Source organism: Rhizobium sp. YTUHZ045, assembly GCF_051124255.1.
Lineage (GTDB): Bacteria > Pseudomonadota > Alphaproteobacteria > Rhizobiales > Rhizobiaceae > Rhizobium.
The window spans coordinates 2,958,556-2,976,482 of sequence record NZ_CP101432.1; the positions used below are offsets into that span (position 1 = coordinate 2,958,556).

Sequence of the window (17,927 nt, forward strand, 5' to 3'; positions counted from 1 at the left end):
CAACTTGCAAGTTCCCACTTCACGCGGGGTTCTTGACGCCAGAATGAAACCGGATCGCATGGTGCGTTCCGGCGCTAGTCGTTGTGGCGCCCCGAAAGGTTATGCCTTGACTAATTTTGAATCGCTTGGTGTCTCCAAGCCGATCGTCGCCACCTTGTTCCAGCTCGGCATCGAAACGCCGACGCCGATCCAGGAACAGGCCATTCCCCTCCTCATTTCAGGCCGCGATCTGATCGGCCTTGCCCAGACCGGCACCGGCAAAACCGCCGCCTTCGGCCTGCCGCTCATCGAAAAGCTGCTCGCTGACGAGCGCCGCCCCGACAACCGCACGACGCGGACGTTGATCCTGGCGCCGACCCGCGAGCTGGTGAACCAGATCGCCGAGAACCTGAAGAAGTTCATCCGCAAGTCGCCGCTGCGCATCAACGTCGTCGTCGGCGGTGTGTCGATCAACAAGCAACAGCTGCAGCTCGAAAAGGGAACCGACATCCTGGTCGCGACCCCCGGCCGCCTGCTCGATCTCGTCAACCGCCGCGCCATCACGCTGACGACGGTGCGCTATCTCGTGCTCGACGAGGCCGACCAGATGCTCGACCTCGGCTTCGTGCACGACCTGCGCAAGATCGCCAAACTGGTGCCGAAAAAGCGTCAGACCATGCTGTTTTCGGCCACCATGCCGAAGGCGATCGCCGATCTCGCCGGCGACTATCTCGTCGATCCCGTCAAGGTCGAAGTCACGCCTCCCGGCAAGGCGGCCGACAAGGTCGAGCAGTATGTCCATTTCGTCGGCGGCAAGAACGACAAGACGGAACTGCTACGCAAATCGCTGACCGAAAATCCGGACGGCCGCGCCATCGTCTTCCTGCGCACCAAGCATGGTGCGGAGAAGCTGATGAAGCACCTCGACAATATCGGCTATTCCGTCGCCTCGATCCACGGCAACAAGAGCCAGGGTCAGCGCGAGCGGGCGCTGAAGGCCTTCCGCGAGGGCAGCATCAAGACGCTGATCGCGACAGACGTCGCCGCCCGCGGCATCGATATCCCGGCCGTCAGCCACGTCTACAACTACGACCTGCCCGAAGTGCCCGACGCCTATGTCCATCGCATCGGCCGCACGGCGCGCGCCGGCCGCGACGGCATTGCCATCGCCTTCTGCGCCCCTGACGAAGCCAAGCTGCTGCGAGATATCGAGCGCCTGATGGGCATCGACATATCAGTTGCCAGCGGTGAACCGCCGGCACATATCAGCGCCGGCGGCCCGCGCCGAGGCAACGGCAATGGCAACAACCGCAATCGGGGCGGCAGCCAGGGTCGCGGCGAAGGCCGCGGCGATGCCAACCGCTCGGAGCATCGCGGCAGCCGCCAGGAACGCCGCCCGCGCCGCGAAGGCGAAGGCAGCGAAATCCGCGCCGGCGGCGAGGAGCGCCGCGAGCGCCGTCCTCGTCCCGAACGCTCAGGCCGTAACGAGGACTTCCGCGGTCAGCGCCGCGGCGAAGCAGCCCCGGATTTCGGCCCCGACAACGATCTGGCCTCGACCTCCGATTTCCGCCCGGCAAAGCCGCAGCGCCCTGCGCATAACGGCCCCAATGGCCATCATGCCAATGGCGAACCGAGCGGCCATCACCGCGGCAACGGCCGCCACGCTCACGGCCGCCCGGCCCGCAAGCACGGAGACGACCGCGGGCCACATCAGGCTCAGGGCGGCGAACAGCGCCGCGACGGCAACAGCGGCAACCGCCGCGGTGGCTCGGGCTCTCGCAATGGCGGCGGCCAGCGCCGCGAACGCGCCTGAGCGCCGACTGATTCAAGGGAGAAAAGGCCGGACCTTCGGCCTTGAATATTGGGAGGCCGGAGCATCTGGTGGGATGCCCGGCCTTACTCATTGTAGTGACGACAACACCGCGACGGCAGTACTCGGTCACGTTTTCCGGTTTCTGAACGCACCCATTTGACGAGATCGAAGCCCTTCGCAGCGCCGGCGGAAGCCTTGCGGTATCAATGCGCTGTGAACCCGCCGTCGACGGGCAGCGTGACGCCGTAAAGAACCGCGCGCGAAGCCGGACCGCTTGCGTCCCGGACGCTTGAGACCTAAATTGGCTCCATGCTTGACCATCCGTCCCGGCCGTTGTCGCCGTCCACTATCCCAATGGATGCCCTGAGCGAAGTCCTGCAAGACTTTCGCTTGAGTGGAGTCAACTATGGCCGCTGCGAGCTCAGGCATCCATGGAGCATCGCCTTTCCGCAACAACAGCTGCTTCGTTTTCACTTCGTCAGCCAGGGTCCATGCTGGATACATACCGAAACCCACGGATGGCAGGCGTTGAACGATGGCGATCTGGTGCTGCTGCCGCAAGGTAATGCACACCGGTTGGCGAGCGCGCCTGATGTTGAGGGCGACTCGCTTAAGAGTTGTCAGATTACAAGATTGGGCAGCAACGTCTGCGACGTCTTGCGAGAAGGAACGGGCGCCACCAGCACCCTTTTCTGCGGCTCCATGACTTTGGGCGCTCATGCGCTTAACCCCTTAATCGCCCTGATGCCGCCAATCATCAGGGGTTGCGATGTAGCCGGTAATGACCCGATCGTAGGCCCCCTGCTGGCCGCTATGTCGGCCGAGGCGACACAACCCCAGATGGGAAGTGCGACGGTCTTGTCGCGTATGGCGGACTTGCTCGCTGCGCGGCTTATCCGTTGCTGGGTCAACTGCAGCGGAGCCTCGACCACCGGCTGGCTCGCTGCCATCCGCGATCCCCAGATCGGTCGTGTGCTGGCTGCCATGCACCGAGATCCCGGCCATAACTGGACCCTTGAAAGCCTCGCTGGTGTGGCAGGCCAGTCGCGCTCGATCTTCGCCGAGCGCTTCAGCGCTATCTTGGGAGAAGGCGCGGCACATTATCTCGCCCGCCTGCGTATGCAGCTTGCCCGCGATTTGTTGGCGCAGAACGGCATGTCGGTCGCCGAGGTAGCCTCACGATTGGGCTATGAGTCCGAGGCGTCTTTCGCGCGTGCATTCAAGCGGGTCACCAACCTTTCACCGGGGATTGTGCGTCGCACAAATTCCGGACGAACGGACATGGATTTCGGATTTTAAGACACATATCATCCTGAAAACTTCGTCTATGAAATCTCCCAACACAGGAGATCCATCTATGACGGACACAACATCACAATTCGACGAGGCTGCAATTGGCCTGGAGACGGCTGAACCATCCGCGTGGAGCGCGGCGACTTGGTTTGCGGTTGTTTCGATGGCGGCCACCAGCTTTGCACTGGTATCTGCTGAGTTCCTGCCGGCGGGACTGTTGACGCCAATGGCGCGCGATCTCGGCATTTCCGAGGGAACGGCCGGACAGGTCGTCACCGCCACCGCTTCCGTCGGAGCTGTGACGGCCCTTTTGAGCAATGTTCTTATCGGCAGACTGAACCGCAAGGTGGTGCTGGTCGGTCTCAGTGCGTTGGCAGTCGGCTCCAATATACTCGCATCTTTAGCGACCGATTTTTGGCTGTTGTTGTTGGGCCGGGCTGGGCTGGGCATCGCGTTGAGCGGCTTTTGGGCGCTTTCCGTGGCGGTCGTGGCGAGGCTGGTCGGCGCCAACGCGACAGGTCGGGGCATGGCTATCGTCACCCTCGGCGTTTCGCTCGCCACGATAGCTGCACCATCAATGGGTGCTTTGATCAGCGATTGGCTGGGATGGCGCAGCGCCATGGCGATGACAGCCGGGCTTGCCGCGCTTGCCATGCTGCTGCAGGTGCTCAGCTTGCCGACGCTCCCGGCAAGCACAAGCAACAGTCTCGCTGATGTTTTCCGGCTGACACGACGGCGCGGTGTTCAACTGGGAATGCTTGCTATCCTTTTGCTGATGACCGGACATTTTGCCGGATCGGTTTATGTGCGTCCCTTCCTTGAACAAGTGACGCTCCTTGAAACCAGATCGATCGCCCTGGCACTGCTCGGGTTTGGCATCGCCTCGGTGATCGGCAATCTTGCCGGTGGCCGGATGGCCGACGCGAGCATCCGCATAGCACTCGCAGTCACGGCGGTGTTGATGGCTTTTGCCGCACTCGCTCTGTTGCTTTGGGGCGCTCATACCGCCGTCGCGTTTGCGCTCGTTGCGCTTTGGGGCTTTGCCTTCGGCATGGCGCCGGTAGTGCTGCCGACCAATCTTTCCCGCGCGGCCGCCGACGCTCTGGAGGCGGCGGGCAGCCTGATGGTCGTCTCCTTTCAAGTGGCCATCAGTAGCGGCGCGATTTTTGGCGGCTATATCGTCGACCACTACGGCGCTGCGGGACCATTGACGCTCACCGCTCTCCTGGCGGCGTCGACGGTTGCCTTGGCGCTGCTGCAGCCCCGCAGCTGATCGTCGCTTGCTGCTTGATGGGCCGAGTAGCGCTCTATGACGCTCTAGATATGAGGTCGTCGGCAATCGCCGGCGACCTCGCTCAGTTGAGGTTCAAGCCATCCGGTTGTTCGACCTTGGCCCAGCCATCAGCCTATGCGCTCGCCTGCGCTTGCTGAACGACCCTACGGTTTGTCATATATACGCCCGTCACTACGATCGCGGTGCCGATGATCAGCGGCAGCGTCAGCGGTTCCCCGAAGGCAACGAAGGCCTCCAACGCCACCGCCGGCGGCATCAGGTAGATGAGCGAGGCGGCGCGCGAGACCTGTCCGCGGCGGATGAGGTAAAGCAGCAGCCCGACACCGCCCATCGAGAGGCCGAAGACCGACCAGAGAAGCGCGCCACAGGCCTGCGCGGTGCCATCGAAATGCTGGTTTTCGAAGATCAGCGACAACGGCAGGGTGAGGATTAGCGCACCGACATACTGCAGCGTCGCGATGCTTCTGAGATCCCCCGACTGCAAGTGTTTCTTTTGGTAAAGCGTGCCGTAAGTGACGGAGCCCATGGCGATGAGGTTGATCGCCAGCGGCAGCGCCGCATGGCTGAGATCGGCCGTCGCCGGATCGAAGAGCTTCGGCGAAATCGCGATGGCGATACCGATGAAACCGAGCCCGAGGCCGAGCTTCTGTGTCTGTTGCAACCGCTCGCCGACGAGAAAGGGCGCCGCCATTGCGGTCAGCAGCGGCTGCAGCGCCGCGATGATCCCCGATATGCCGGCCGGCACGCCATTGGCAATCGCCCACCAGAGGCCGGCGAGATAGAAACCATGCAGGAAGAAGCCGGAATAGATGGCGCGCAGCCACGTCGCCCGGCTTGTCGGCCATTGCGCCCGCATCAACAGGCAGAGCACCAGGAATGCCAGGGCCGACAGCGCGTAGCGTATCGAAAGAAAGGTGAAGGGCTCGGAATGCAGCGCCGCATATTTCGCCACCACCCATCCCGTGGACCAGAGCAGAACGAAGAGAGCGGGGGCAAGGCGATCGAGGGACATGGGGGCTCGCAAGAAAGATTCGCCGTGCTGATAACGGCACCCGGGCACCGCAGTCAAAGGCGAAGCGTTGATGCTTACGTGAAATTTCGCTGATGTTGCGGGCGACAGGCGGGGCCATGCCACCACGGCGAAGAATCGCAGGCGCTTTCCCAATCTCCCTCATTCCTGTGCCTGTCACAGGAATCCAGTGCGCACAAGTCCTTGGGCGCGGGAGACTCTCATCATCGTCACAGAGTCATTCACCGCGCAAACGCGCGGTGGCTGGATTCCTGTGACAGGCACAGAAATGAGGGAGGAAGCGCATGCACCCTTTAAACCGCTTGACCGAAAAACCATCACCTGCCCACATTTTGCGCAGCCCCGGCAGACGGAACACCCTCTCCGCCGCGACACCTCACTCCGAATGCCCGGATTTTCACCCCTTTCCCGCACCGCAAAAACTTTTCCCCGAACTGCGCATGGTTCTTGCATTGCAATTTGCGTTGTATTCAAATGAACAAAAAAGGGGAGCCGCACCTTTGGCATTTGATGAAATGATTACCGGGGACGAAAGCCCCCGCCCGCCTTATGAAAAATATTTCGAGTGGTACAACAGCCAAGACCGGTCGCATCTGATTGCCAAGTCCCGCGACGCGGAAAACATCTTCCGGAAGACCGGTATCACCTTCGCCGTTTACGGCCATGCCGACAGTTCCGAAAAGCTCATCCCCTTCGATATTATCCCCCGCATCATCTCCGCCCGCGAATGGCGCAAGCTGGCCCAGGGCATCGAGCAGCGGGTGATCGCGCTCAACGCCTTCCTGGACGATATCTACCATAAGCAGGAGATCATCCGCGCAGGCCGCGTTCCGCGCGAGCTGATCGAGAACAACGTTGCCTTCCTGTCGGAGATGATCGGCTTCCGCCCGCCCGGCGGCGTCTACACCCATATCGTCGGCACCGACATCGTACGAACAGGCGAAGACCAGTTCTACGTGCTGGAAGATAATGCTCGCACGCCTTCCGGTGTTAGCTACATGCTGGAAAACCGGGAAACCATGATGCAGATGTTCCCGGAGCTCTTCCATGAGAACAAGGTGCAGCGCGTCGAGGATTACCCCTATCTCTTGCGCCAGAGCCTTGCGTCGCTTGCGCCTCCCGGCTGTACCGGCAAGCCGCGCGTCGCTGTGCTGACCCCCGGCATCTACAATTCTGCGTACTACGAACATTCGTTCCTGGCCGACATGATGGGCGTCGAACTGGTCGAGGGCTCGGACCTGCGCGTCATTGACGGCAAGGTGAAGATGCGCACGACCCGTGGCTACGAGGCGATCGACGTGCTCTATCGCCGCGTCGACGACGATTTCCTCGATCCGCTGACATTCCGGGCCGATTCCGCCCTCGGCATTCCCGGCATCATGGATGTCTACCGCTCTGGCAACATCACCATCGCCAATGCGCCGGGCACCGGCATATCGGACGACAAGGCCATCTATTCCTACATGCCGGAGATCGTCGAATTCTATACCGGCCGCAAGGCGCTTCTGGAAAACGTCCCGACCTGGCGCTGCTCGGAAGCATCAAGCCTGAAATACGTGCTGGAGCACTTGGAGGAGCTCGTCGTCAAGGAAGTGCACGGCTCCGGCGGCTACGGTATGCTTGTGGGACCGACGGCATCGAAGAAGGAACGCGCAGATTTCGCCGAAAAGCTGAAGGCCAAACCGAACAATTACATCGCCCAGCCGACCCTGTCGCTCTCCACCGTGCCGATCCTCGTCAACAAGGGGATCGCGCCGCGCCATGTCGACCTTCGTCCCTATGTACTCGTTTCCGACAAGGTCCAGATCATACCGGGCGGTCTCACCCGCGTGGCGTTGAAGCAGGGCTCGCTGGTGGTCAACTCCAGTCAGGGCGGCGGCACCAAAGACACCTGGGTACTGGAGGACTGATGCTCGGAAGAACTGCAAACGGCCTCTACTGGATGTTCCGTTACATCGAGCGCGCCGAAAATATCGCCCGCCTGATCGACGCCGGGCTGCGCATGTCGTTGACCCGCAGCAGCGCCGGCGACGACAACTGGGATGGCGTGCTGCAAAGTGCCGGCGTGCGCGAGGCCTATGACGAGGGCCACGCCAAGCTGACCAATGCCGATGCGATCGATTATCTCCTGCGCGATCGCTCAAACCCGTCAAGCGTCATGTCCTGCATCGACTCCGGCCGCAACAATGCCCGCATGGTGCGCACCGCGCTGACGCGGGAGACTTGGGAAGCAACCAACGAATGCTGGATCGATCTGAAATCTTTGCTCGAAAAGCGCGTGAAAGCCGCCGACATGCCGGAGGTGATCGACGTCATCAAGCGCCGCGCTGGCCTCATCCGCGGCGCCTTCCACGGCTCGACGCTACGCAACGAACTCTATAACTTTGCCCGCATCGGCACTTTCATCGAGCGGGCGGACAATACGAGCCGCATCCTCGACGTCAAATATTACGTGCTGCTGCCCTCGGTTTCGGCCGTCGGCTCATCACTCGACAACGTGCAGTGGGAATCGATCCTGCGCTCGGTCTCCGCGCACCGCGCCTATAGCTGGGCCTATGACGGCGAGTACCGGGCAATGAACATCGCCGACTTCCTCACCCTGAATGTGCAGATGCCCCGCTCGCTGGCCTATTGCTACGAGAAGATCGTCAGCAATCTCGGTTATCTCGCCCAGGATTACGAGGAACGGCTTCCCGCCCACGATACGGCGGACGCGATCCGCACCACCCTGCAGACGCGGGCGATCCGCGACATCATGGATCAAGGCCTGCATGAGTTCCTCGAGGATTTCGTCGCGCGCAACAACCAGCTCGGCATGGAAATTTCCGACGGCTACCGGTTCTACGTTTAAGCGGATCAGAATATGAGACTGAAGATCAGCCACCTCACCGAATACCGCTACGACGATCCGGCGAAATTCTCCCTGCAACGGCTGAGACTGACACCGCCGACAAACAATGGCCAGACTGTGCTCGGCTGGTCGCTGAAGGTCGAGGGTGCGACGCCCGAAGTCGAATATGACGACCAGTTCGGCAACCACGTCAACCTGGTCTCGCTGGAAGGCGAGCAGCAGGTGACGCGCATTCTCACCGAAGGCGAGGTCGAAACCATGGATCAGAACGGCGTCACCGGGCCGCATACCGGTTTCTGTCCACTCTGGCTCTTCCTGCGCGAAACGCCGCTCACCAGGAGCGGCAAGCTGGTGAAGGAACTGATCAGAACCGTCAACGGCGATAACGAGCTCGCCCGCATGCATGCGCTGATGGCAGCCATTCACGAGACCGTCATCTACAGGCCAGGAACCAGCGACGCTGCGACGACGGCCGAACAGGCGCTGGAGAAGAAGAGCGGTGTCTGTCAGGATCACGCGCATATCTTCGTTGCCGCCGCCCGCGCCCTGCAGGTGCCGGCGCGGTATGTCTCCGGCTATCTGATGATGGAAGAAAAGGTCGAACAGGCGGCGACCCATGCCTGGGCCGAAGCCCATATTCCCGGCCTCGGCTGGGTCGGCTTCGATCCGGCCAACGAGATCTGCCCGGATGAACGATATGTCCGCATCGCCTCGGGCCTCTGCTACCGCGACGCTGCCCCGATTTCAGGCATGCGCATCGGTACACCGGGCGAAACGCTGTCGGTCACCGTGAAGGTCGAGGACGGCGGACAGATGCAGAGCCAGAGCCAAAGCTGAGCGGCATCTCACAGCCCATAGCCAGCCATTCCGGAAACTTGGCTAGAAGCGGCGATCAGCAACGGTACGCGATGAAACCGGGCCGTAGCGGCAATGATGCGGTCGGCGGGGTGGGTATGAAACTCGCCAGGTTAGCCGGCCGCTGTCTATCGCGATGGAAGGCTCGATGGGCGCGAGCTGAAGCCAGGCAACGACAGCGCTCTGTCGATCCATCGCCTGACATCGTCGCCACCATATCCTTATCGAACAAGTGCGACGGGGAAGGCGGCTCTCACCCGCCTTCAGCTCTTCACTCGACGTCATCCTCGGCCTTGTGCCGAGGATCTGCTACCCTATCGACGGAGGCAGATGCTCGGGATAGGCCCGAGCATAACGAAAGAGGCGTTCGCGACTTGTCAGCAACAAAAAGGCGGGGGCTCTCACCCCGCCTTTTCAAAGATTCCAATCTCTGAATGCGTTTTCGCTCAGTGGCTGTCCTTGCCGACAGCATTTCCGCGACATCCCTTGAGGAAGTCGAGATCGGCGCCGGTATCGGCTCCTTCGACATGCTGCTGGTGCAGGAAGGCATAGCCGGATTTGGGCAGATCATGATTCGGCTGCCATTCGGCGAGACGGCGCGCCAGTTCCTCGTCTGAGATGTCGAGATGCAGACGACGGTTCGGAACGTCGAGCTCGATCATGTCGCCGTTCTTCACGACTGCGAGCGGCCCACCGACTGCCGCTTCCGGCGAGGTGTGCAGCACGACGGTTCCATAGGCCGTTCCGGACATGCGGGCGTCCGATATACGCACCATGTCGAGAATACCCTTCTTCAGCACCTTCGGCGGCAGCCCCATATTGCCGACCTCGGCCATACCGGGATAACCCTTGGGCCCGCAATTCTTCATTACCATGACGCAATTCTCGTCGATGTCGAGATTGTCGTCGTTGATCTTGGCCTTGTAGTCGTCGATGTCCTCAAACACGACCGCCCTGCCCCGGTGCACCAGAAGATGCGGCGAAGCCGCCGAGGGCTTCAGCACTGCGCCCTTGGGCGCGAGATTGCCGCGCAGCACGACGATGCCGCCGGAAGACGTCAGCGCCTTCTCGGCGGGCAGGATGACCTCCTCGTTCCAGTTGACGACGTCCTTGACCTCGTCCCAGACGGTTTCGCCGGAGACCGTCAGCGCGTCCTTGTGCAGAAGGCCGGCTTCGCCGAGGCGCTTCAGCACGACAGGCAGGCCGCCGGCATAGAAGAACTCTTCCATCAGGTATTTGCCCGACGGCATCAGGTTGACGATCGTCGGCACGTCGCGGCCACAGCGGTCCCAGTCGTCGAGCGTCAGATCGATGCCGACGCGGCCTGCAATGGCGAGCAGATGGATGACGGCATTGGTCGATCCACCGATCGCCGCATTGGTGCGGATAGCGTTCTCGAAGGCCTGCTTCGTCATGATCTCTGAGGGCTTCAGATCGTCCTTGACCATCTGCACGATACGGCGGCCGGTCAACTGCGCCATGACCTTGCGGCGGGAATCGACGCCCGGGATCGCGGCATTGCCTGACAGCGCCATGCCGAGCGCCTCGGCCATCGACGCCATCGTCGAGGCCGTGCCCATCGTATTGCAAGTGCCCGACGAACGGCTCATCGATGCTTCCGCTTCGAGGAATTCGGCCTGCGTCATCTCGCCGGCCTTCACCATCTCGGAGAACTTCCAGAGATGCGTGCCGGAGCCGACGCGTTCACCGCGGAAATAGCCGTTGAGCATCGGACCGCCGGTGACGACGATCGACGGCAGGTCGCAGGAGGCAGCACCCATCAGCAGCGACGGCGTGGTCTTGTCGCAGCCGACGAGCAGCACGCAGCCATCCATCGGCTGGCCGCGGATTGCCTCTTCTACCGCCAGCGCAGCAAGGTTGCGGTACATCATCGCGGTCGGGCGGAAGGTGTTTTCGGACGCGGAGAACACCGGCACCTCGAGCGGGAAGCCGCCCGCCTCCCAGACACCCGCCTTCACCTTCTCGGCGAGCTCTCTCAGATGACCGTTGCAGGGGGTCATATCCGACCAGGTGTTGAGGATGCCGATAACCGGCCGTCCGTCGAACAGGTCGTGCGGATAACCCTGGTTCTTAAGCCAGCCGCGATGATAAATCACGTCGCGGCTCGTGCCGCCGTACCATTCCTGCGACCTCAGCCTGCGCGGCCATTCCGCTTTCTTCTTCATAATCTCTGTCCTTCAGGTGATTGCCGGGCCGCCTCGTACGGCCCGGGTCATCGGATAAGTCTCAAGCCAGCGTGTAGGCCGTCTTGACCACAGTAAAGAATTCGCTTGCATACTTGCCCTGCTCACGCGGGCCATAGGACGAGCCCTTACGGCCGCCGAACGGAACGTGGAAATCGACGCCTGCCGTCGGCAGGTTGACCATCACCATGCCGGCTTCGGAATTGCGCTTGAAATGCGTCGCATGTTTCAGGCTGGTCGTGGCGATGCCGGCCGAAAGGCCGAACGGCGTGTCATTGGCGATGGCAAGCGCCTCGTCGTAATCCCTAGCCCGGATCACCGAGACCACGGGTCCGAAGATTTCCTCGCGCGAAATGCGCATCTGGTTGGTCGCTTCAGTAAACAGCGTCGGCTGAAGGTAGAAGCCGGGTGTTTCGCGCGAGATGACCTCGCCGCCAAAGGCGAGCTTGGCGCCTTCCTTCTTGCCGATCTCGATATAGTCGGTATCGGTCTTCAGCTGCCGTTCGTCGACGACGGGACCGATATGGGTACCGGCCTTGAGCGCATTGTCGACAACGAGCGTCTTCAGCTTGTCGGTCAGAGCCGCGACGAACTTGTCATGAATGCCTTCGGTGACGATCAGGCGCGAGGACGCCGTGCAGCGCTGGCCGGTCGAGAAGAAGCCTGAATTGGCGGCTGCCTCGACGGCGACGTTGAGGTCGGCATCGTCGAGCACGACCATCGGGTTCTTGCCGCCCATCTCGAGCTGGAACTTGCGGTTATGCTCGATGGAGGCGGCGGCGACGCGCCGGCCGGTGCCGGTGGAACCGGTAAAGGTGATGCCGTGAACGTCGGGGCTTTCGAGCATGGCCTGGCCGACGACCGAGCCCTTGCCCATGACGAGGTTCAGGACGCCCTTCGGCAGCCCTGCCCTATTGAGGATATCGACGATCGCCCAGGAGCAGGCCGGCACCAGTTCGGCCGGCTTGAAGACGATCGTGTTGCCGTAGCAAAGCGCCGGCGCGATCTTCCAGGCGGGAATGGCGATCGGGAAGTTCCACGGCGTAATGATGCCGATAACGCCGAGCGCCTCCCGGGTGATCTCCACACCGATGTTCGGGCGAACCGACGGGATGACCTCGCCGGCGAGCCGAAGGGCCTCGCCAGCGAAGAATTCGAAGATCTGCGAGGCGCGGATGACTTCGCCGGTCGCCTCAGGCAAGGTCTTGCCCTCTTCGCGGGCAAGCAGTGCGCCGAGCTCGTCCTTGCGCGCCATGATCTCGTCGCCCGTCTTCTTCAGGATGACGTGGCGTTCCCAGATGCCGGAGCGCGACCAGGCCGGAAAGGCGGCCTTGGCGGCGGCGATGGCGTTTCTCGTATCTTCCGCGCTGCCGTCGGCATAGAGGCCGACGACCTCGTTCGTATCGGACGGGTTGATGTTCTTCGTCGCGTTCGTGCCGACCCACTCGCCGGCGATCAGGTTTTGATAAATGGTCATGGGCTCAACAAGCCTCCTTTACCGTTTACAAACAACGGCCCGGCCACGGACGCAGCCTGGCCTCGAAAATCAGAGCTGCTTGACAGCGATCTCTTCTTCGGCCGCCACCTTCAGCGGATTCCTGAGCGGCAGGCCGAATTCGGGGACTTCGATTTCGAAGACGTCGCCCTCTTCCGTCTTGATGCCGTCGGCGAAGGACAGGGTCGCGGTGCCGAACATATGGACATGGACATCTCCCGGAACACGGAAGAGGCCATATTTGAAATGGTGATATTCGAGGTTCGCGAAGGTGTGCGACATGTTCGCCTCTCCCGACAGGAAGGGCTTTTCGAAGATCACCTTGTCGCCGCGCTTGATGCTCGAGGTGCCGCGGATATCGTCGGGTGCGGCGCCGATGCGGATTTCCGGGCCGAAGCTTGCCGGGCGCAGCTTCGAATGGGCGAGGAAGAGATAGTTGATCCGTTCGGTGACGTGATCGGAAAACTCGTTCGACAGCGCAAAGCCGATGCGGAACGGCGTGCCATCCTTGGCGATGACATAGATGCCCGCCATTTCAGGCTCCTCGCCGCCGTCGAGCGCGAAGGAGGGCGAGACGAGCGGCGCGCCGGGGGCTGCGGCTCCATGGCCGTTGCCCTTGTAGAACCATTCGGGCTGCACGCCCTTTTCGCCAGCCTTCGGCTTGCCGTTCTCCAGGCCCATCTTGAACATCTTCATCGAGTCGGTCAGCGTTTCCTCGGCCGCCTCGGTAGTCTTCTTGTGCATGCTATCGCGGGTGGCGGCCGAGCCGAGATGGGTGAGGCCGGTGCCGGTTAGATGCAGGTGAGCGGCGTCGGGATGGGTAATCGGCAGCAGGAAACGGCCTTCCGCATAGGCTTTCTCAAGGTCGACGGCCTCGCCGTAACCATGGGCCTCGATAACTGAGGCAAGCGACTTGCCGCCGTCTGCGGCTTCCATCGCCAGCGCATAGACGCTGCCGGCATTTTTCACCGACCTGGCCGCCCCGCCCTGTTCGCGCACGGCGACGACGATCTCTCCGTTGGCACCTTTGATCTGGGAAATAAGCACGACTTCAATCCTTCTCGTTCCGGCGAAGTCAGGAAAAGCTCCGCCTGTCCGGCTCCATCAGGAGCCGGAATCCATCATTCATATGACTTCGAATGCCTGGGCTGCGCTTGAGGTGCTCAGCCCTTGTTCTTGTTGTAGACGTCGAAGAACACGGCGGCGAGAAGCACCGCGCCCTTGACCATCTGCTGTGAGTCGGTGCCGAGACCGTGGATCGACATGCCGTTGTTCATGATACCCATGATAAGCGCGCCGATCACCGCACCCGTCACCTTGCCGACGCCGCCCTGGGCCGATGCGCCGCCGATGAAGCAGGCGGCGATCACGTCGAGTTCGAGACCGAAACCGCCCTTGGCCGTCGCCGAGTTGAGGCGCAACGCCACGATCAGGCCGGCGAGACCGGCAAGCAGGCCCATATTGGCAAAGGTCAGAAAGGTCAGCCGCTCGGTATTGATACCGGAAAGCTTGGTCGCCTTCTCGTTGCCGCCCATGGCATAGATGCGGCGGCCGATGGTCGTGCGGCGGGTAATGAAGGCATAGGCCGCGACGAGAACGAGCATGACGACAAGCACGTTCGGGAAGCCGCGATAGACCGACAGCTGAATGCCGAGTGCGAGGACGGCAGCAGCAACGATAAGGTTCTGGGCGAGGAAGAAGCCCATCGGCTCGACGTCATTACCGTGCCGCTCGTTCGACAGCCGCTTGCGCCATGCCATGTAGAAGAGGGTGACGGCGCCGATGACGGTCAGAATGATAGAGGTCGAGTTGATGCCGCCCATATCAACAAGGTTGGGCAGGAACCCAATGCTGATCAGCTGGAACTCCGGCGGGAACGGACCGATGCTGGTGCCGGTGCCTGATGCCGTCATCACGAACAAAGTCAGGCCGCGGAAAACCAGCATGCCGGCGAGCGTGACGATGAAGGACGGAATCTTGTGATAGGCGACGAAATAGCCCTGCAGGCCGCCGACCAGCGCGCCGAGCGCCAGGCAGACGACACCCGCCAGGACATAATTCATGTGCCATTGCACCGTCATCACGCCGGCGATGGCGCCGATGAAGCCGACGACCGAGCCAACCGAAAGATCGATATGGCCGGCGACGATCACCAGCAGCATGCCAAGCGCCATGATGACGATGAACGAGTTCTGCAGAATGATGTTCGTCAGGTTGAGCGGCCTGAAGAGAACGCCGCCGGTCGAAAACTGAAAGAACACCATGATCGCGATGAGTGCGATGAACATGCCGTATTCGCGGATGTTGCCGCGAATGTAGTCTCCGATCGAGACGACACGCCCCTGCTCGGCGATGGGTTGATTGATCGGCGTCATTGTTTCTTCTCCCCTGAGCGCATGATAGCGCGCATGATGGTTTCTTGGCTTGCTTCTCCCTTCGGCAGTTCAGCGACGATGCGTCCTTCGTTCATCACGTAGATGCGGTCACAAGTGCCAAGCAGTTCGGGCATTTCCGACGAGATCATCAGAACGCCTTTCCCATCGGCGGCAAGCTGGTTGATGATAGTATAGATTTCGTATTTCGCGCCGACATCGATGCCGCGCGTCGGCTCGTCCAGGATCAGGACATCGGGGCCGGAGAACAGCCACTTCGACAGCACCACCTTCTGCTGGTTGCCGCCGGAAAGATTGACCGTCTCCTGGAATATGCTGGAGGAGCGGATGCGCAGCTTCGACCGATAGTCGGCCGCAACGCGCGATTCCTTGACGCTGTCGATGACCGAGGCATTGGACACAGCCTTCAGATTGACGAGGGTCGTATTGTGCAGGATCGTGTCGTTGAGCACCAGGCCGAGTTGCTTGCGGTCTTCGGTGACATAGGCGAGACCGGCGTCGATCGCCTTGCGCACGGTGCTGACATCGACCGGCTTGCCGTGCATCAATGCTTCGCCCGAGATCTTGTGGCCATAGGACTTGCCGAACAGGCTCATGGCGAATTCGGTGCGCCCTGCCCCCATCAGCCCGGCGATACCGACGACCTCGCCCTTGCGGACGGTAATGTTGATATTGTGCAGGACCTGACGGTCGCGGTGCTGCTGGTGATAGGCGTTCCAGTTCTTCACTTCGAGAATGGTTTCGCCGATCGGCACCGAACGCGGGGGATAGCGGTCTTCGAGATCGCGGCCGACCATGTTGCGGATGATAATGTCTTCGCTGATCTCGTCGGCGTGACAGTCGAGCGTCTTGACGGTCATGCCGTCGCGCAGGACCGTGATCTGGTCGGCGACCTTGCGGATTTCGTTCAGCTTGTGAGAAATGATGATCGAGGTGATACCCTGCTTGCGGAACTCCATCAGCAGCATGAGCAGCGCATCGGAATCGCTTTCGTTGAGCGAGGCCGTCGGCTCGTCGAGGATGAGCAGCTTGACGCTCTTCGACAGCGCCTTGGCGATCTCGACGAGCTGCTGCTTGCCGACACCGATGTCGGTCACCAGCGTGTTCGGAGATTCGGACAGGCCGACCTTCTTGAGCAACTGCTTGGTGCGGTTGAAGGTTTCGTCCCAGCTGATGACGCCATTCTTGGCGTTCTCGTTGCCGAGGAAGATGTTTTCGCCGATCGACAGCAACGGCACGAGCGCCAGTTCCTGGTGGATGATGACGATGCCGATTTCTTCGGAGTCCCTCAGCGCCTTGAAGTGGCGCGTCTCGCCTTCATAGACGATATCGCCGTCATAACTTCCGGTGGGATAAACACCCGATAGCACTTTCATCAGGGTCGATTTGCCGGCCCCGTTTTCGCCTACCAATGCGTGAATTTCACCCTTGCGAACCTTGAGGTTCACGTTCTCCAGCGCCTTGACGCCCGGGAACGTCTTGGTGATGCTCCGCATTTCGAGGATGGTATTGTCCATAGTCAAATTTCCAGCGTCCCCAGCCCGTCAATGGGTGGGTAATCATAAAATCGAAGGCCGGAACCCGCAAGCGCAGGCTCCGGCCTCCAGCTTAACTTACTTCAGCTTGTCTTCGGTGTAGTAACCGCTGTCGATCAGGACCTGCTTGTAGTTGGTCTTGTCGACGGCAACCGGCTTCAGCAGATAGGACGGTACGACCTTGACGCCGTTGTCGTAGGTCTTGGTGTCGTTGACCTCGGGCTCCTTGCCGGACATGACGGCATCGACCATGGAAACCGTGACCTTGGCGAGTTCGCGGGTGTCCTTGAAGATCGTCGAGTACTGTTCGCCAGCGATGATCGACTTGACCGACGGGATTTCAGCGTCCTGGCCGGTGACGATCGGCAGCGGCTGGCTGGCAGTGCCGTAACCAACGCCCTTCAGCGAGGAGATGATGCCAATCGAGAGGCCGTCATAGGGAGACAGGACGGCGTCGACCTTGGCGTCGGTGTAGTTGGCCGAGAGCAGGTTGTCCATGCGGGCCTGGGCCGTTGCCGGATCCCAACGCAGCGTGCCGACCTTGTCCATGCCGGTCTGGCCGGACTTCACGACGAGCTTGCCCGAGTCGATGTAGGGCTGCAGGACGGACATGGCGCCATCATAGAAGAAGAAGGCGTTGTTATCATCCGGCGAACCGCCGAAGAGTTCGATGTTGAACGGGCCCTTGCCGTCCTTGAGGCCGAGACCGTCAACGATGGAGTTGGCCTGAAGAACGCCGACCTGGAAGTTGTCGAAGGTGGCGTAGTAGTCGACGTTGGCCGAATCGCGGATCAGGCGGTCATAAGCAATGACCTTGATGCCGGCATCATGGGCCTTCTGGAGAACGTCGGACAGCGTCGTGCCGTCGATCGAAGCGATGACGAGAACCTTGACGCCCTTGGTCACCATGTTTTCGATCTGCGACAGCTGGTTCGGAATGTCATCGTCGCCATACTGCAGGTCGGTGCCGTAACCGGCGGCCTGCAGCTGCTTGACAATGTTGTTGCCGTCGTCGATCCAGCGAGCCGAAGCCTTGGTCGGCATTGCAATGCCGACGGTGCCCTTGTCCGCGGCCATCGCCGGTGCAACGAATGAAGCGACGCCGAAGGCAGCCGCAGCCATCAATGAGATAATGGATTTCATTTCTCTCTCCCTTGTTAATAGAGCAGCGGACGAAAAATCGCC

The 17,927-nt window shown here is 61.2% G+C and carries 13 protein-coding genes; 6 read left to right on the forward strand and 7 right to left on the reverse strand.

Annotated features, from left to right (window positions below; translation table 11 throughout):
* Positions 1-58 precede the first annotated feature (58 nt).
* The 3 genes from NMA58_RS14875 (at position 59) to NMA58_RS14885 (ending at position 4,358) form a co-directional block, all read left to right on the forward strand.
* Positions 59-1,792: a DEAD/DEAH box helicase gene (locus NMA58_RS14875; protein WP_434713428.1), complete on the forward strand. Its 1,734-nt coding sequence runs from the start codon at positions 59-61 to the stop codon at positions 1,790-1,792.
* Between the two features lie 309 nt (positions 1,793-2,101).
* Positions 2,102-3,091, forward strand: coding sequence for an AraC family transcriptional regulator (locus NMA58_RS14880; RefSeq protein ID WP_430959557.1), 990 nt, complete (start codon positions 2,102-2,104; stop codon positions 3,089-3,091).
* Between the two features lie 58 nt (positions 3,092-3,149).
* Complete coding sequence (locus tag NMA58_RS14885; protein ID WP_183699406.1) at positions 3,150-4,358, forward strand: MFS transporter; 1,209 nt, start codon at positions 3,150-3,152, stop codon at positions 4,356-4,358.
* A 133-nt stretch (positions 4,359-4,491) separates the two neighbouring features.
* Here NMA58_RS14885 and NMA58_RS14890 read toward each other — a convergent pair whose 3' ends face one another.
* Positions 4,492-5,391 (reverse strand): DMT family transporter, encoded by a 900-nt coding sequence (locus NMA58_RS14890; protein ID WP_430959558.1) that lies wholly within the window; start codon positions 5,389-5,391, stop codon positions 4,492-4,494.
* Between the two features lie 518 nt (positions 5,392-5,909).
* Between NMA58_RS14890 and NMA58_RS14895 the strand changes: the two genes are divergently transcribed.
* From NMA58_RS14895 to NMA58_RS14905, 3 genes are read left to right on the forward strand one after another with little or no spacing between them, the layout of a single operon-like run.
* The gene (locus tag NMA58_RS14895) at positions 5,910-7,319 is read left to right on the forward strand and encodes a circularly permuted type 2 ATP-grasp protein (protein WP_183699335.1); all 1,410 of its coding nucleotides are present in this window, start codon (positions 5,910-5,912) and stop codon (positions 7,317-7,319) included.
* Positions 7,319-8,260 carry an alpha-E domain-containing protein gene (locus NMA58_RS14900; RefSeq protein ID WP_085779010.1) on the forward strand — a complete coding sequence of 314 codons (942 nt, stop codon included), beginning with the start codon at positions 7,319-7,321 and terminating at the stop codon, positions 8,258-8,260. Before NMA58_RS14895 ends, NMA58_RS14900 begins: the two co-directional genes overlap by 1 nt.
* A gap of 12 nt (positions 8,261-8,272) precedes the next feature.
* Complete coding sequence (locus NMA58_RS14905) at positions 8,273-9,097, forward strand: transglutaminase family protein (protein WP_434710897.1); 825 nt, start codon at positions 8,273-8,275, stop codon at positions 9,095-9,097.
* A gap of 464 nt (positions 9,098-9,561) precedes the next feature.
* On the opposite strand, the gene araD is transcribed toward NMA58_RS14905, so the two are convergent.
* The 6 genes from araD to chvE form a co-directional block, all read right to left on the reverse strand.
* Positions 9,562-11,301, reverse strand: coding sequence for an L-arabinonate dehydratase (gene araD / locus NMA58_RS14910; RefSeq protein WP_097597033.1), 1,740 nt, complete (start codon positions 11,299-11,301; stop codon positions 9,562-9,564).
* A gap of 61 nt (positions 11,302-11,362) precedes the next feature.
* Positions 11,363-12,796, reverse strand: a complete 1,434-nt coding sequence (locus NMA58_RS14915; RefSeq protein ID WP_221156327.1) for an aldehyde dehydrogenase family protein — start codon at positions 12,794-12,796, stop codon at positions 11,363-11,365.
* Positions 12,797-12,865: 69 nt separating this feature from the next.
* The gene (araD1, locus tag NMA58_RS14920; protein ID WP_434710899.1) at positions 12,866-13,861 is read right to left on the reverse strand and encodes an AraD1 family protein; all 996 of its coding nucleotides are present in this window, start codon (positions 13,859-13,861) and stop codon (positions 12,866-12,868) included.
* Between the two features lie 116 nt (positions 13,862-13,977).
* Positions 13,978-15,189: a multiple monosaccharide ABC transporter permease gene (gene mmsB, locus NMA58_RS14925; RefSeq protein ID WP_434710901.1), complete on the reverse strand. Its 1,212-nt coding sequence runs from the start codon at positions 15,187-15,189 to the stop codon at positions 13,978-13,980.
* Complete coding sequence (gene mmsA, locus NMA58_RS14930) at positions 15,186-16,724, reverse strand: multiple monosaccharide ABC transporter ATP-binding protein (RefSeq protein ID WP_085779017.1); 1,539 nt, start codon at positions 16,722-16,724, stop codon at positions 15,186-15,188. Before mmsA ends, mmsB begins: the two co-directional genes overlap by 4 nt.
* Positions 16,725-16,820: 96 nt before the next feature.
* On the reverse strand, positions 16,821-17,885 hold the full coding sequence (chvE, locus tag NMA58_RS14935) for a multiple monosaccharide ABC transporter substrate-binding protein (RefSeq protein ID WP_085779018.1): 1,065 nt from the start codon (positions 17,883-17,885) through the stop codon (positions 16,821-16,823).
* Between the last annotated feature and the right edge of the window lie 42 nt (positions 17,886-17,927).

Excerpts from the sequence above, each read along its gene's own strand:
- NMA58_RS14875 (WP_434713428.1), top strand. The coding sequence starts at position 59 with ATGGTGCGTTCCGGCGCTAGTCGTTGTGGCGCCCCGAAAGGTTATGCC.
- NMA58_RS14880 (WP_430959557.1), top strand. The coding sequence starts at position 2,102 with ATGCTTGACCATCCGTCCCGGCCGTTGTCGCCGTCCACTATCCCAATG.
- NMA58_RS14885 (WP_183699406.1), top strand. The coding sequence starts at position 3,150 with ATGACGGACACAACATCACAATTCGACGAGGCTGCAATTGGCCTGGAG.
- NMA58_RS14890 (WP_430959558.1), bottom strand. The coding sequence starts at position 5,391 with ATGTCCCTCGATCGCCTTGCCCCCGCTCTCTTCGTTCTGCTCTGGTCC.
- NMA58_RS14900 (WP_085779010.1), top strand. The coding sequence starts at position 7,319 with ATGCTCGGAAGAACTGCAAACGGCCTCTACTGGATGTTCCGTTACATC.
- NMA58_RS14905 (WP_434710897.1), top strand. The coding sequence starts at position 8,273 with ATGAGACTGAAGATCAGCCACCTCACCGAATACCGCTACGACGATCCG.
- araD (WP_097597033.1), bottom strand. The coding sequence starts at position 11,301 with ATGAAGAAGAAAGCGGAATGGCCGCGCAGGCTGAGGTCGCAGGAATGG.
- NMA58_RS14915 (WP_221156327.1), bottom strand. The coding sequence starts at position 12,796 with ATGACCATTTATCAAAACCTGATCGCCGGCGAGTGGGTCGGCACGAAC.
- mmsB (WP_434710901.1), bottom strand. The coding sequence starts at position 15,189 with ATGACGCCGATCAATCAACCCATCGCCGAGCAGGGGCGTGTCGTCTCG.
- mmsA (WP_085779017.1), bottom strand. The coding sequence starts at position 16,724 with ATGGACAATACCATCCTCGAAATGCGGAGCATCACCAAGACGTTCCCG.
- chvE (WP_085779018.1), bottom strand. The coding sequence starts at position 17,885 with ATGAAATCCATTATCTCATTGATGGCTGCGGCTGCCTTCGGCGTCGCT.